Source organism: Streptomyces sp. CA-251387, from assembly GCF_050936625.1.
GTDB lineage: Bacteria > Actinomycetota > Actinomycetes > Streptomycetales > Streptomycetaceae > Streptomyces.
Genome location: NZ_JBNJMJ010000001.1, coordinates 8,524,208 through 8,538,355 on the forward strand (window position 1 = coordinate 8,524,208; position 14,148 = coordinate 8,538,355).

The following is a 14,148-nucleotide window of genomic DNA, read 5'->3' on the forward strand; positions in this document are numbered from 1 at the left end:
ATGGGTCTGGCCAAGCTGCTGGTCGCCAACCGCGGCGAGATCGCGGTACGGGTGATCCGCGCCGCCCGCGAACTGGACCTGCTGACGGTGGCCCTGCACTCCCGCGACGAGGCGGACGCGCTGCACACCCGCATGTCGGACGAGGTCGTGGTGCTCGACGGCGAGGGACCGGGTGCCTTCCTGGACGCGGCGGCCCTGGTCGGCGCGGCGGTGAGCACGGGCTGCGACGCGGTCCATCCCGGCTACGGACTGCTGGCCGAGAACGCCGACTTCGCACAGCAGTGCACCGACGCCGGACTCACCTGGGTCGGGCCGCGCCCCGAGGTGCTGCGGACGCTCGGCGACAAGACCGCGGCCCGTGAACTCGCCGCGCGCCTCGGCGTGCCGGTGCTGCCGGCGACGTACGGCGACACCGGCATCGAGGAGGCGCGTGCGTTCATGGCCGGCCTCGGCGAGGGTGCCGCGGTGATGGTCAAGGCGGTCGCCGGCGGCGGCGGGCGCGGCATGCGGGCGGTGTACGAGGCAGGGCAGTTGGAGGAGGCCGTCCGGCGCTGCCGTTCCGAGGCCTCGCACGCCTTCGGCGACGGCGCGGTCTACGTCGAGCAGTTGCTGCAGCGTGCCCGCCATGTCGAGGTGCAGGTGCTCGGCGACGGCACGGGCGCCGTCGTCGGCTACGGCGACCGCGACTGCAGCCTGCAGCGGCACCGGCAGAAGATCGTGGAGATCGCGCCGGCACCCGGCCTCGACGAGGCGGTGCGGGCCGGGCTGCGCGATGCGGCGCTGCGCATGGCCCGGGAGGTCGCCTATGCCGGTCTCGGCACGTTCGAGTTCCTCGTGGACACCGGCGACGGCTCCCCGGGCTTCTACTTCCTCGAGGCCAACCCGCGCATCCAGGTCGAACACACCGTCACCGAGGAGGTCACCGGCATCGACCTGGTCAAGGCCCAGCTGCGGGTGGCCTCCGGCGAGAGCCTCGACCGCATCGGGGCGGGGCAGGCTCCCGCTCCCCGGGGCTGCGCGGTGCAGGTGCGGGTCAACGCCGAGACGGTCCGCCCCGACGGGACGGTGCTGCCCGCCGCCGGCACACTGGACGTCTTCTGGCCGCCGGCCGGGCCGGGTGTGCGCGTCGACACCGCCGCGTTTCCCGGCGGTCGGGTCAGCCCGCGCTTCGACTCTCTGCTGGCCAAGCTCGTCGCCCACGACGGTTCCGGCAGCCTGTCCGACACGCTCGCCCGCGCCCGCCGCGCCCTGGCGGAGTTGAGGGTCGAGGGAGTCGCCACCAACGCCGAGGTGCTGCGGCGGCTGTTGGAGGCACCCGAGGTCGTCGCCGGGCGGCTGCACACGGCACTCTTCGACGAACTCCTGCCTGAGCTGGTCCCGCAGGTGACAGCCCCGGACACAGACCCGGAGAAGGGCGCGGAGGCCTCCGACGCTTGCGAACCGCAGGGCACGCTCACCGTCACCGCGCCCATGACGGCCACCGTCGTCGACGTCGCCGTCGCCGAAGGCGAGCGCGTTCCGGCCGGAAGCACCCTGGTGGTCCTGGAGTCCATGAAGATGGAGCACCTGCTCCAGGCGCCGGGCGATGGCGTGATCGTCGCCGTACGGGCGGAGCTGGGTGATCTGGCCGAGCACGGTCAGCCGCTGGTGGTGATGGAGGCCACCGGTGCGGCGGACGGTGAGCCGCATCCCGAGGAGCGGCTGGATCCGGACGCCCCACGCGCCGATCTGGAGGAGGTGCGGGCGCGCAAGCGGTTCGGCGACGACGCCGACCGCCCCGAGATGGTCGCCCGGCGGCACGCCGAGGGGCGGCGCACCGCCCGCGAGAACATCGCCGACCTGTGCGACCCGGGCAGTTTCGTCGAGTACGGCGGCCTGGCCATCGCCGCCCAGCGCAGCCGCCGGTCCCTGGACGACCTCATCCGCCGCACCCCCGCCGACGGCCTGGTCGGCGGAGTCGGCACGGTGGGGGCCGACCGGTTCGGCCCTCAGGCCGCCCGCGTGGTGGCGATGTCGTACGACTACAGCGTGATGGCCGGCACCCAGGGCATGATGGGCCACCGCAAGAAGGACCGGCTCTTCGCGCTGGCCGAACAGGCGCACCTGCCCGTCGTCCTGTTCGCCGAGGGGGGCGGGGGCCGGCCGGGCGATGTGGACGGCACGGTGGTCTCCGGCCTGGACTGCATGGCCTTCGCGCTGTTCGCGTCCCTGAGCGGGAAGGTGCCGCTGGTCGGCATCGGCTCGGGGCGCTGCTTCGCCGGAAACGCCGCGCTGCTCGGCTGCTGCGACGTCATCATCGCCACGCCCGAGGCCACCATCGGCATGGGCGGCCCGGCGATGATCGAGGGCGGGGGACTGGGCAGCTTCGCCCCGGAGGACATCGGGCCGGTCGAGGTCCAGCGGGCGAACGGCGTCATCGACCTCGAGGCCGAGGACGACGCGGACGCCGTCCGGCTGGCACGCACGTACCTGTCCTACTTCCAGGGCCCGGTGACGGAATGGGAGTGCCCCGACCAGCGCCGACTGCGTCACCTCCTCCCCGAGAACCGGCGGCGGGCCTACGACGTACGTGCGGTCATCGCCACCCTCGCCGACGCGGACTCCGTCCTGGAGCTGCGACGGCACTTCGGGCGCGGCGTCATCACCGCTCTGGCCCGGGTGGAGGGCCGCCCGTGCGGCATCCTCGCCAACGACCCGCGGCATCTGGGCGGCGCCATCGACTCCGACGCGGCCGACAAGGCGAGCCGCTTCCTGCAGTTGTGCGACGCGTTCGGGCTGCCGGTGGTCTCTCTGTGCGACACACCCGGGTTCATGGTCGGCCCCGAGGCGGAGAAGACCGCGACCGTCCGGCATGTCAGCCGCATGTTCGTCCACGCCTCGGCGCTCACGGTGCCCTTCGGGGTGATCGTGCTGCGCAAAGGCTACGGGCTGGGCGCCCAGGCCATGGCCGGCGGCGGCTTCCGCATCCCCCGGTTCACGGTGGCGTGGCCCACGGGCGAGTTCGGGCCGATGGGCATCGAGGGTGCGGTGCGGCTGGGGTACCGCCGGGAGCTGGCGGCCATCGAGGACGCGGACGAGCGCGAACGGGAGTTCGCCCGCAGGGTCGCTGCCGCCTACGAGCACGGCAAGGCCCTCAACGTCGCATCGGTCTTCGAGATCGACGACGTCATCGACCCGGCCGAGTCCCGACGCTGGATCAGCACGCTGCTGCACGACCCTGAGCCCCGGCAGCGCGGCTCACGCCGCTGCGTCGACACCTGGTGAAGGCCCGCCCGCGCCCGGCATACGGCCCGTTCTGCCGTGGTCTTCCTCATCGTCCACATATGCCGTCAATGCTGTTATGGGTGGTGTTCCGCCGGTTACTCGGGCGGAATGGTACGGACATTGAAACGGCATGGCAGGCACGGCGGGCACGGCGGGACCGACCAGAAGGCCGAGACCGCGCGGGCACCTGAGGCCGGGCCGGATGAGCAGGTGGAGCGGCAGGCGCCGGACGCACTGACGGATCTGCCCAAACGCTCCTGGGTAGCGGTGCTGAAAGGCACCTTGAAGGAGTTCAAGAAGGACGAGCTGACCGACCGGGCGGCGGCGCTGACCTACTACGGGATCCTGGCGCTGTTCCCGGCGCTGCTGGCGTTGATCTCGCTGCTCGGGGTCGTCGGGCAGTCGGCGTCGCAGCAGGTGCTGGACAACATCCAGAACCTGGCCCCGGGCGCGGCGCGGGATGTCCTGAGCAACGCGGTGCAGCAGATGCAGGGCAATGCCGGCATCGGTTCGGTCATGGCGATCGTGGGTCTGCTGCTGGCGGTGTGGTCGGCCTCCGGCTATGTCGCCGCGTTCATCAGGAGCGCCAACGCGGTCTACGACGTCCCGGAGGGCCGCCCGGTGTGGAAGGTGCTGCCGGTGCGCGTCGGTGTGACGGTGGTGCTGATGGTCCTGGCCGTGGTCAGCGCGGTGATCGTCGTGTTCACCGGCGGCCTGGCGCGGGAGATCGGCGCGGCGCTGGGGGTGGGTGACACGGCCCTGACGGTGTGGTCGATCGCTAAGTGGCCGGTGCTGGTGCTCCTGGTGACCATCATGATCGCCATCCTGTACTGGGCGACGCCGAACGCCAGGGTGCGCGGATTCCGCTGGATCACTCCGGGCAGTTTCCTGGCGCTGGTGATCTGGATGATCGCCTCGGCGGGTTTCGCGCTGTATGTGGCGAACTTCGGCTCGTACAACAAGACCTATGGCACCTTCGCCGGCGTGATCATCTTCCTCGTGTGGCTGTGGATCACGAATCTGGCGGTCCTGCTGGGCCTGGAGTGCGATGCGGAGTTGGCCCGGCAACGCGCAGTGGCCGGCGGTCACGCGGCCGAGGAGGAGCCGTACGTCGAGCCGCGCGACACGCGGAAGTGGGACGAGGAGGATCGCCGCCGCCTTGAATCCTGAGGTGGCGGAGGATCACTGAATCCTGAGGTGGCGGAGGGATCGCTGCGGGCCACCTCCTTGGCCCCTCCAAGGCACTCTCCGCGGGTCCTGGCAGCGGGGACAGCGGAATCGACCACGGCATCGGTGTGAGAGGCCCCCGGGTGGGAAGTCGGCTGGTCATGGGCACGATGGCTGAGCTGCACGACGGGGATCACCGGCTGGCCAGACGGGCGATCGGGTGGGGGCCGCCCTGGGTGCGGCAGGTCGCGCCCGCGGTGCAGGAGGCGGCCGAGCACACCAAGCTGTGGTGGGCGGCGGCCGCGGCGATGGTCGCGTTCGGTGGGTGGCGCGGCCGTGCGGCCGCCGCCGCCGGAGTGGCGGCCATGGCGACGGCCCAAGTGCTGTCCAACGCGGTTGCCAAGCCGCTGTACCGACGGCGCCGCCCGCCACCGGAATGGGTCCCGGAGGAGGAACTCCAGGAGCGCCCGGACAGCTCCTCCTTCCCTTCCGGGCACACCGCCGCGGCCTTCGCCTTCGCCGGGGCCGTCGCGCCGTTGTGGCCCGCCGCCGGTGCCGCGTGTGGGGTGTCGGCGGTGATGGTGGCCGCGGAGCGGGTGCACAGCGGGGCGCACTACCCCTCCGACGTGGCCGCCGGAGGCGTGATCGGGCTGGTCGCGGCTGCCCTGGTCCGGGGCGCACCGCATGTGCTGTGTCGGCGCGTGTTCTGACGGGCGGTGAGGCGCTGATGCGGGGGTACACGGAAGCCGACCGGATCAATGGGGCAGGCCACGGGCTGTGCGAGCACGAACGCAGGCCGCCACGCCTGCCGGAACGTCGACGAAGGGCAGGTGAGCATCCATGACAGCAGACAGCCCCCACCGCACTGGTGCCGGAGCGCAGGAACCGGTGGGCGATCTGGTGCAGCGTGCCTCGCAGCAGCTCTCGCAGCTGGTACGTGACGAGATGCGCCTGGCGCAGGCCGAGATGACCGAGAAGGGCAAGCGGTTCGGCAAGGGCGGTGGCCTGTTCGGCGGTGCCGGCCTGGTGGGTGTTCTCACCCTGCAGGCACTGGTGGCCACCGTGATCGCCGCGCTGTCGCTCGCCATGGATGTATGGGTGGCGGCGTTGATCGTCACCGGCGTCCTGGCCGCCGTGACCGCGCTGATGGCGGCTCTCGGCAAGCAGCAGATCAGCAAGGCATCCCCGCCGTCGCCCGAGCAGACCATGGACAGCGTCAAGGCCGATGTGGCCGAGATCAAGGAGAAGGCACAGCGATGACCCCGGACAAGCCGCACAAAGGCGATGAGGCCGCATCTTCCCCGGAGGAACTGCGCGAGCAGGTAGAGGCGACCCGTGAGGAACTCGGCGAGACCGTCGAGGCGCTCGCGGCGAAGACCGACGTCAAGACCCGCGCCCAGGAGAAGACAGCGGCCGTCAAGCAGCAGGTCGCCGCGAAGACCACACAGGTCAGGACCCAGCTGAAGGACAGGGCGACGCACGTCGCGCACGCCGTGCAGGACCGGGCCCCGGAACCGGTGCGCGCCAAGGCCGCCGCGGCCAGGGAGCAGGTCCGCGACAAGGCCGTGCACGTCGCAGAGCTTGCCCGGGACAAGGCCCCGGAACCGGTCCGTGAGAAGGCCGGCCAGGGCATGGAAGCGGCGCGGGCCAAGCGCGCCCCGCTGCTCGCCGCCGCCGGCGGCGCGCTCATCGCGCTGCTGCTCGTCCGACGTGCCAGGAGGCACCGATGAAGGCCTCGAAGGTCGCTTACAAGCCGGTCGGCCTGGCCATGGGCGCTGTCAGCGGTGTGCTGGCCGGCACGGTGTTCAAGCAGGTCTGGAAAAGGCTCGGACACGAGGAGGACGCCCCAGATGCCACCGACGAGCACCGCACCTGGCGCGAGGTTCTGTCGGCAGCCGTCCTGCAGGGCGCGATCTTCGCCGGCGTCAAAGCGGCCGTCGACCGCGGAGGCGCCACGGCCACCCGCCGTCTGACCGGCGCCTGGCCCGGCTGACCCGCCGTCGACGCCCGCGGCGGGTCAAACCGGCGCGGGCGCCGAGGGGCGGTCGACTTCCGGAAGGAGAGCCACACGCATGACCGCGCACCCAGGGCTGCCCTCGCAACAGCGGCCGTACCAGCGGTTCACCGCATCCGGCACATAGCCACTCGCATCGGGCAACGGCGCATCTGGTACGAGCACGACCACTGCCCCGCCAGAGTCATCCTCTCGTGAACATGCGGCGGCTGACCGTGAATTGAGCCACAGAGCCCCCTTGCTACGGTGGCCCGATGGCATCGATCAAGGAGTTCCAAGTCACCTTCGACTGCGCGGAACCTGAGCGCGTCGCTCGCTTTTGGTGCGAGGTCTTGGGGTACGTCGTACCGCCGCCACCGGCGGGGTTCGCCTCTTGGGACGATTTCAACCGCTCCCAGTCCCCGGAGGATCAGGACTCATGGTTCGCCTGCAGTGACCCCACAGGTGTCGGCCCGCGACTGTTCTTCCAGCGCGTCCCTGAAGGCAAGGTCGTCAAGAATCGGGTGCATCTTGACGTGCGGGTCGGTACCGGACTCGTGGGGGAGGAGCGCCTGGCCACGCTTGAGGCCGAATGTGCCCGACTGGTCGCGCTCGGCGCGGTACGCGTGCGACTACTGCGTGCCGATGGCGTCAATGAGTCGTGCATCGTGATGCAGGACGTCGAGGGTAACGAGTTCTGTCTCGACTGAGCATCCTCCGAGACGGCGAGGGGGGAGCCGTGGGGAGCCGTCTCCCAGCCGTTGGGAAAGTCATGTGATGCTGGCGTCATGACTGATCAACCCGAGGTCGCCGTCGTCCGCTGGCCGGGCCGGACCTCTGCCGATGAGGACGCACTGGCCGGATTGTTGGCGGCCTATCATCTGCGGACGCAGGCAGAGAAGGGCGAGGCCGTTGCCGACGTGGACGGGTTGCCGGAGCGCTACCGGGCAGAAGTCCTGGACCCGCGGACAGCGTTCGCCGACGATGTCGTGCTCTTGGCCCTGAGCGGGAACACCGCTGTCGGCTGTCTGGTGGTGACCGCCCCCGCCGAGGGGCGGTCGGAGATCAAGAGACTTTGGACGGATCCGGCATTCCGGGGCCGGGGCGTCGCGTCCGACCTTGCCGGCGCGGCGCTCGCGCATGCTGCGGAAAGCGGCGCGAGCACCGTGCGGTTGTCGGTGTGGAAATGGCGGACCGGGGCCATCGCCCTGTACGAACGGCTCGGCTTCACCGTCACGGAGTCATGGGACGAGCGGGATCAACTGGTGTGCATGCAGCGCGCAGCCGTTCCGCGTGTCGGCTTGGAAGGACCTCTCGAAGCCGTCGAAGGCCAGTGCGCGGTCGAAGGAGGGCAACACTCTGCGCGGTTGGGCCCTAACGGGGTGTAAGAAGGCGTCCGATCAGCCACATTGGGTGGGACGACGTCCGGGAGGAACAGCGTGGACAAGCATGAGCGCCAGTGGGTGATCGCCGAGGTTCAGGCCGAACGGGACCGACTGCTGCCGCTGCGCGGAGAGGCGACGCGGACCACGATCGAGATGGTGAGGACGAGTGGGGGGCAGGTCTCGGATCCCGACCTCGTGCCCTATCTCAATTTGGCCTACCTGCTGGGGGTCAAGCGAGGTCGTGGTGACGACGAGCTGCTTGCCTTCGCGCTGTCGTTGGCGAACTGGGCGGTCGCGGCGATCTCTGACCTTGCGCAGTGCACCGACCGGACCGTGGAGCAGGTCGTCGACGTCTACGAGACCGCGCTGATGGCCGCAGCGGAAGTCGGCGAAGAGCCGACCTGACCCTCCCGGTGCCGTCGTGTGCGCCGTTGTCGATGAACCGTCTGCGCGAAGGTGTGGCCCGGCGGACGCGGCTCGCGGTGGTGCGATCACGCAGGGTCAGCCGGTTGCACGGCACCGGCAGCGCCGGCTGGAGAAAGTGCACGCCGCCGACGCGATGGGGTGAGATGCGGGACGGTCAGGCGAGCGCGGATTCCGTGAACTGGTTGTTGTCGAAGAGCTGGTTGATGTGGCCGCCCAGTTCGGACCAGTGCTGTCCGGACAGTTCCGCGGCGGCGCGAGCGTCGCCGCCGGCGCAGACGTCGATGAGCTGGTCGTGGTGCTCGATGGTGTTGCGGCCACCGAGCAGGGTGGAGAACTTGCGGTGGAGGATGCGGTGGATCTGCGGGGTAGGCGTCGTTGGTGCTCTGGCCCGCGGTTGCCAGCCGCGAGGGTGGCTGAGGAGCTCCAGGGCACGGTTGGCGGTGACCTGGCTGGCGTGCGCGTACTTCCAGTGAACCTGGCGGGGATGGGGAAACGGTCTCAGCCCTTGTAGACGATCTCGGCCTGGTCGCGCTTGGTGGTGTGCAGCCCGCAGTGCCGCCGCGGCGGCGTTGACGTTACCGACGACCGGCAGCGGGTCGAGAGAGCCGGCGCCGGTGGTGTAGAGCAGCGTGCCCGTGCTGGCCTCGCGCATCGCGGGCAGTACCGCCTGGGTGGCGGCCATGGCCCCGTACAACTGGAACTCGATGGCGAGCGGGGAGTACTCCAGGACGTCGATGCGGCCGAACCTGGCGGCGGCGTCCTTGAGGGCCTCGGTGAGCGCGTCTCGGTCGAGGACGTCCGCGGGGAACGCGGCTGCGGTGATGCCCCCGGCGCTGAGGTTGCCGACGAGGCCGTCGAGCTTCTCACGGCTACGGGAGATCAGGGCGACGTCCATGCCCTGGCCGCCGAAGGTGCGGGCGATGGCCAGGCCCAGCGGGGGGCCGGCTCCGACGATGGCGATGCTGGTCACAGCGATCCTTTCGAACCAATCTCGGGAGTGGAGCAGCACGTTCTTGATCCGGATAGCCCTATCCGGACCAAGAAGCGGAGGGCTATCCGTCTTGCCGGTGTCGCGCTAGCAGCAAAAGTGGATAGGTCAATCCGATTGCTAGACTGGCCGGCATGACCCCTGGCTCCCGGCACCCCGACGACACCGCCGCCCAGCGGCTGCGCAGCGACGCCGAGCGCAACCGGGGCCGGATCATCGCTGCCGCGCGCAGGGTGTTCGCCCGCGACGGCCTGAACGCCTCCATGGCCTCCGTGGCCCGCGAAGCAGGCGTCGGCATCGCCACCATGTTCCGCCGCTTCCCCACCAAGGAAGAGCTGGTCGCCGCCGTCTTCGCCGACCGCATGGACGCCTACGCCGACGCGGTCGCCACCGCCCTCGAAGACCCCGACCCCTGGAACGGCTTCGTCGGCTACCTCGAGACCGCCTGCGCGATGCAGGCCGCCGACTACGGCTTCGCCGACGTGCTGACCACGTCCTTTCCCACCGCCAAGGCCATGGAGCAGCGCCGCAACGAGGCGTACGAGGGCATGGTGCGACTCATCGGCCGGGCCAAGGCCGCGGGCCGGCTGCGCGAGGACTTCGACCCCTCGGACATCGTGCTGCTCCACATGGCCAACGCCGGGGTCGTCAACGCCACCGCCGGCGCCGCCCCCGACGCCTGGCGCCGCGTCGTCGCCCTGTTCATCCAGTCCTTCGAGGCCCCGGCCCGCGGCCCCCTGCCCGCCTCACCCGAGCACGACGCCCTTCGCAAGGCCATGCTCCGCACCAGCCCGGCCGACCTCCCCACGTCGGAACCGGATACGACCGCCTGACCCCAGCCGCCGTCAGGCCTCCAGCATCAGTTGCAGCAGCTCGCGCAAGGACTCGCGCTGTTCCGTGCTGAGCCGGTCCAGCGGGGCGGCCGCGAAGGGCATACGGGTGCGGAGGTCGGTGATGACGGCGCGACCGGCCGCGGTGGCGGCGACGAGCTTGACGCGGCGGTCACCCGGGTTCGGGCGACGCTCGACCAGGCCGCGGGCCTCCAGGCGGTCGATGATCGCGGTGACGTTGGAGGGCTCCGCGTGCAGGCGGTCGGCGATGTGGCGCATCGGGACCGGATCCTCGGTGGCGAGCAGTGCCTTGGCCTGGAGTGGGGTCAACTCGTGCGCGGTGGCTGCGGCCTCGGACTCCTGCGCGTAGCGACGGTTGATGGCCGCGAAGAGACCGACAACCTCCCTGGTCAGCTCATCGGATGGCTTGGGCATGAGATCAGCCTAGCAATGTACTTGACAGCCTGAAATGCCATAGCACATAGTTATTAAAAATATTGATTATGATCCATAAGTAAGGGTCGACAGATGAGCCTCAAGACCGTCCTGATCACCGGCACCTCCTCCGGCATCGGCCTCGCCTCCGCCGTCGCCGCTGCACAAAGCGGCTGGCGCGTGATCGCCACCATGCGCGACACCGCCAAGGCGGGCCCGCTGCTCGCGGCGGCGGAGGCAGCCGGAGTGAGCGTCGAAGTCCGCGCGCTGGATGTGACCGACCCGGTCTCCGTCACGGCCTCCTTGGCCGGCCTCGACCGTTTGGACGCGCTGGTCAACAACGCCGGCGCCGGCCACCTCGGCACGCTCGAGCAGGAGAGCGTCGAGGACGTGCGCGCCGTCATGGAGGTCAACTTCTTCGGCGTCCTGCATGTCACCAAGGCGGCCCTGCCCATGCTGCGTGCGAGCAAGGGCCGTGTGGTGACCGTCACCAGCGTCGGCGGCGTGGTCGGCCAACCGTTCAACGAGGCATACTGCGCGGCCAAATTCGCGGTCGAGGGCTTCATGGAGTCGCTCGCCCCGGTCGCAGCGACGGTCGGAGTATCCGTCAGCGTGGTCGAGCCGGGCGCGGTGGCCAGCGAGTTCGTCAGCAACGTCGCCGGCCGCGACACCGTGGTCGAGCAAGCCGGCCCGTACGCACCCGCACTGACCGCCTACCTGGCCCGCACCCGCGACGCCTTCGCCGCCGCACAGACACCGGCGGACGCGGCGGCGGCGATCGTCGAACTGCTCGAAGCCGGACAGCCCGCCTTCCGGGTCCAGACCTCGGACGCCGCGCGCGCGTTCACCGCGGTGAAGCTCACGGATCGCGACGGCTCGGCCGTGCAGGCCCTGACCGGCGCATGGATCGCCTAGCCCCTCTCGATGTGCGTGTAGGTCGCAGGCGGATGGAACAGCGCCCGCCTGTGGCCGTCGACAGGTCCAGCAGCGACAAAGCCGCCCCTCACCAGCCGTCCGCTCGAATCCGCAGTCCCTTTGAAAGGCATGGCACGATGACGACGCCCGACCACACCCACCCCGCGCCCGTCTTCACCGCGGTCGATCACCGCACGGCGGTCGCGGCGGAGACCGCCCGGTTCGTCGCCGCGGTCAAGGACGCCGACCTGGCGACAGCGGTGCCCAGCTGTCCCGGCTGGACGCTGGCCGACCTGGTCAAGCACACAGGCAGCGTCCAGCGCTGGTTCTCGGCCCTGCTGCGAGCGCGGATCCAGGAGCCCCCGCGCACGCGGGAGGTGGACCTCCGGCTACCGGACCAGAAGGACGGATACCCCGACTGGCTGGCCGAGAGCGCCACCGTGGCCGCGGACGCCTTCGCGGACACCGACCCGGACCTGCCGATGTGGGCCTGGGGCGTTGACCAGTACGCCCGCTTCTGGGCACGCCGGATGCTTTTCGAGACCCTGCTGCACCGGGCCGACGCCGAGCTCGCACTCGGCCTGCGGCCCGCCATCGACCGCCCCCTCGCGGTCGACGGGATCGACGAGTTCCTCGTCAACCTGCCCTTCGCCACCTTCTTCGCCCCCAAGGTGGCCGACCTGCGCGGCCCCGACAGGACCATCCGCTTCCGCACGACCGACGGAGACGACGCCTGGGTCGTCCGCCTGCGGCCCGACGGCTTCGGGGTCGACACGGCCCACCCGCCCACGGCCGTCACCGACGCGACCGTCCAGGGAACCGCGGCCGACCTGCTCCTGCTCGTTTACGGCCGACTGCCCTACAAGGCCGAGGCCCTGGCCCACGAGGGGGACGAGCACCTGCTGGCCCACTGGTTCGCCAACTCCGCGTTCTGAGAAGGCACATGCGCTCCGCCCCGCCTTGAACCAAGGCTCAAGCCCACCCCGTCCGCCGTGCCAGGCGGGCGCGCAGGCGGGGCAGGCGGTCGATCTCGGCGTCGATGCCCTCGGGTGCCGCCGGGCTCACCTGCCGGTGCGCGAAGGAGAAAGGCGTCACCGAGACCGAACTCATCGAGGTGATCACCCCCCTCGCCTTCTACGCCGGCCGGCCCAAGGCCATGGCGGCGCATACGACCGCGAAGCAGGTCTTCGTAGCCTGAACCGGCAGCATGTTCCAAGCAGGGGCTCGGCACACCGGACGAACCCGGGGACCGGCCGGCCCGAACGGAAGGAGGCACTCCCATGCGAGGAGCAGCCATGCACGGTGCCGGCGCGGCCCTCACGCTCCCGGTTGCGGCGCTCACCCGGACATCGCGCGTACGGAAGGCGGTGCGATCGTGAGCCGGATCCTGGTGACCGGTTCCGCGGACGGCCTTGGACGTGCCGCGGCCGATTCGCTGCTGTCCGCCGGACACGAGGTGGTGGTGCACGCCCGCAACCAGGAGCGCGCGGCCGGCCTCAAGGCGCTCGTCGACCGTGGGGCACACCTCGTGATGGGCGACTTCACGGACCGTGACGCCGTACGGCGCATCGCAGCCGAACTGAACGACGCCAAGCCTCTCGACGCGGTCATCCACAACGCCGGCGTGTGGAGCGGACCGGCGGTCATGCCGGTCAACATCGTCGCACCGTATCTGCTGACGGCCCTGCTCCGGGGCCCGCGCCGGCTGGTGTACCTGAGCAGCGGCTCGCACTTGGGCGGGCGCCCTTCGCTTGCCGGAGTGGACTGGCGGGGGCAGAGCGCGGGCTCGTATGCCGACAGCAAGCTGTTCGTCACGACGCTCGCCGCCGCGGTGGCCCGCCTGCGCCCCGGGGTACTGAGCAACGCCGTGGATCCGGGCTGGGTGCCGACCAAGATGGGCGGACCAGGTGCACCGGACGATCTGGAACTCGGCCACCGCACGCAGGAGTGGCTTGCTGTCAGCGACGAACCCGAGGCCCTGACGACCGGCGGGTACTGGTACCACTGCCAACGGCAGCAGCCGCATCGCGCGGTCCATGACGAGGCGTTCCAGGACCGTCTCCTGCAGGCGTTGGCCGAGGAGACGGGCACCGCTTTCTGAACGATCGAACTCCCGGCGTGCCGGGAGCACTTCTGCCTGCAAGCGGCGGCTTGGGCAACGCGGAACGGTCGGATAATTTGCCCGCCATGACTGATCCCGGACCCGTGGCCTGGCCACCCGCCCCGACAAGGACCGAACGGCTCGTGCTCCGCGAGTCCGAGGCCCGGGACCGTGCGGCATTCATCGAGTTGTTCGCATCGCCGGAAGTGGGCACCTACATCGGTGGCCCTCGACCGCGTGATGAGCTGGAACGTGGGGTGCCTGAGGTGCCCGGGCGGCGCCCTGGCCTTTTCGTGATCGAACTCGACGGAGCGATGATCGGCATGATCACGCTCGACCGGCGCGACGCGGAACGTCCGGGGCACGTGCGTCCGGATGCCGGAGAGGCCGAGCTCGGCTACCTGTTCCTGCCGGAGGCGTGGGGATACGGGTACGCCGCCGAGGCGTGCGCAGCGGTGCTCGACTGGTTCGCCGGCGCGCATCCCGGCGAGCCGGTGGTGCTCTGCACCCGGACTGCCAACGACCGCGCGCTGCGCCTCGCCGAGAAGCTGGGGTTCACCGAGGTGGAGCGGTTCGAGGAGTACGGCGCCGAGCAGTGGTTCGGCGTACGGCCCTCGGTCCCGCCGTCCGACCGCTGATGACCA

At 70.6% G+C, this 14,148-nt stretch carries 16 protein-coding genes and 1 pseudogene; 15 read left to right on the forward strand and 2 right to left on the reverse strand.

Features of this window, described 5'->3' with window-relative positions; all coding sequences use genetic code 11:
• The 9 genes and pseudogenes from ACQEV2_RS37870 to ACQEV2_RS37910 all read left to right on the forward strand — a co-directional run bounded on the left by ACQEV2_RS37870 (position 1) and on the right by ACQEV2_RS37910 (position 8,214).
• Positions 1 to 3,264: a carboxyl transferase domain-containing protein gene (locus ACQEV2_RS37870; protein WP_433052303.1), complete on the forward strand. Its 3,264-nt coding sequence runs from the start codon at positions 1 to 3 to the stop codon at positions 3,262 to 3,264.
• 108 nt (positions 3,265 to 3,372) lie between these two features.
• A complete protein-coding gene (locus ACQEV2_RS37875) occupies positions 3,373 to 4,434 on the forward strand; it encodes a YihY/virulence factor BrkB family protein (RefSeq protein ID WP_433052306.1) in 1,062 nt (353 codons plus the stop codon).
• Between the two features lie 167 nt (positions 4,435 to 4,601).
• Positions 4,602 to 5,141, forward strand: coding sequence for a phosphatase PAP2 family protein (locus ACQEV2_RS37880; RefSeq protein WP_433052309.1), 540 nt, complete (start codon positions 4,602 to 4,604; stop codon positions 5,139 to 5,141).
• 130 nt (positions 5,142 to 5,271) lie between these two features.
• Positions 5,272 to 5,691 carry a phage holin family protein gene (locus ACQEV2_RS37885; protein WP_433052312.1) on the forward strand — a complete coding sequence of 140 codons (420 nt, stop codon included), beginning with the start codon at positions 5,272 to 5,274 and terminating at the stop codon, positions 5,689 to 5,691.
• On the forward strand, positions 5,688 to 6,161 hold the full coding sequence (locus ACQEV2_RS37890; RefSeq protein WP_433052315.1) for a DUF3618 domain-containing protein: 474 nt from the start codon (positions 5,688 to 5,690) through the stop codon (positions 6,159 to 6,161). Before ACQEV2_RS37885 ends, ACQEV2_RS37890 begins: the two co-directional genes overlap by 4 nt.
• Entirely contained in the window at positions 6,158 to 6,424 is a 267-nt protein-coding gene (locus ACQEV2_RS37895; protein WP_433052318.1) for a DUF4235 domain-containing protein, read from the forward strand. The genes ACQEV2_RS37890 and ACQEV2_RS37895 overlap by 4 nt, the downstream gene beginning before the upstream one ends.
• Positions 6,425 to 6,699: 275 nt before the next feature.
• Entirely contained in the window at positions 6,700 to 7,134 is a 435-nt protein-coding gene (locus ACQEV2_RS37900) for a VOC family protein (RefSeq protein WP_433052323.1), read from the forward strand.
• A 78-nt stretch (positions 7,135 to 7,212) separates the two neighbouring features.
• Positions 7,213 to 7,707 (forward strand): annotated as a pseudogene (locus ACQEV2_RS37905) (GNAT family N-acetyltransferase); the annotation flags it as partial.
• Between the two features lie 156 nt (positions 7,708 to 7,863).
• A complete protein-coding gene (locus ACQEV2_RS37910; RefSeq protein WP_433052326.1) occupies positions 7,864 to 8,214 on the forward strand; it encodes a hypothetical protein in 351 nt (116 codons plus the stop codon).
• 175 nt (positions 8,215 to 8,389) lie between these two features.
• On the opposite strand, the gene ACQEV2_RS37915 is transcribed toward ACQEV2_RS37910, so the two are convergent.
• Positions 8,390 to 9,205, reverse strand: a complete 816-nt coding sequence (locus tag ACQEV2_RS37915) for an SDR family NAD(P)-dependent oxidoreductase (RefSeq protein ID WP_433052329.1) — start codon at positions 9,203 to 9,205, stop codon at positions 8,390 to 8,392.
• Positions 9,206 to 9,357: 152 nt separating this feature from the next.
• On the opposite strand from ACQEV2_RS37915, the gene ACQEV2_RS37920 reads away from it, so the two are divergent.
• Entirely contained in the window at positions 9,358 to 10,056 is a 699-nt protein-coding gene (locus tag ACQEV2_RS37920; protein ID WP_433052332.1) for a TetR/AcrR family transcriptional regulator, read from the forward strand.
• A gap of 12 nt (positions 10,057 to 10,068) precedes the next feature.
• Here ACQEV2_RS37920 and ACQEV2_RS37925 read toward each other — a convergent pair whose 3' ends face one another.
• Complete coding sequence (locus tag ACQEV2_RS37925; RefSeq protein WP_433052335.1) at positions 10,069 to 10,488, reverse strand: MarR family winged helix-turn-helix transcriptional regulator; 420 nt, start codon at positions 10,486 to 10,488, stop codon at positions 10,069 to 10,071.
• 93 nt (positions 10,489 to 10,581) lie between these two features.
• Here ACQEV2_RS37925 and ACQEV2_RS37930 point away from each other — a divergent pair, with 93 nt between their 5' ends.
• The 5 genes from ACQEV2_RS37930 (at position 10,582) to ACQEV2_RS37950 (ending at position 14,142) form a co-directional block, all read left to right on the forward strand.
• Entirely contained in the window at positions 10,582 to 11,403 is an 822-nt protein-coding gene (locus ACQEV2_RS37930; protein ID WP_433052338.1) for an SDR family NAD(P)-dependent oxidoreductase, read from the forward strand.
• A gap of 137 nt (positions 11,404 to 11,540) precedes the next feature.
• Positions 11,541 to 12,338: a maleylpyruvate isomerase family mycothiol-dependent enzyme gene (locus ACQEV2_RS37935; protein ID WP_433052341.1), complete on the forward strand. Its 798-nt coding sequence runs from the start codon at positions 11,541 to 11,543 to the stop codon at positions 12,336 to 12,338.
• A 104-nt stretch (positions 12,339 to 12,442) separates the two neighbouring features.
• Positions 12,443 to 12,601, forward strand: coding sequence for a carboxymuconolactone decarboxylase family protein (locus ACQEV2_RS37940; RefSeq protein WP_433052344.1), 159 nt, complete (start codon positions 12,443 to 12,445; stop codon positions 12,599 to 12,601).
• Positions 12,602 to 12,778: 177 nt separating this feature from the next.
• The gene (locus ACQEV2_RS37945) at positions 12,779 to 13,504 is read left to right on the forward strand and encodes an SDR family NAD(P)-dependent oxidoreductase (RefSeq protein WP_433052347.1); all 726 of its coding nucleotides are present in this window, start codon (positions 12,779 to 12,781) and stop codon (positions 13,502 to 13,504) included.
• Positions 13,505 to 13,590: 86 nt separating this feature from the next.
• Entirely contained in the window at positions 13,591 to 14,142 is a 552-nt protein-coding gene (locus ACQEV2_RS37950; RefSeq protein ID WP_433052350.1) for a GNAT family N-acetyltransferase, read from the forward strand.
• Positions 14,143 to 14,148: the final 6 nt, after the last annotated feature.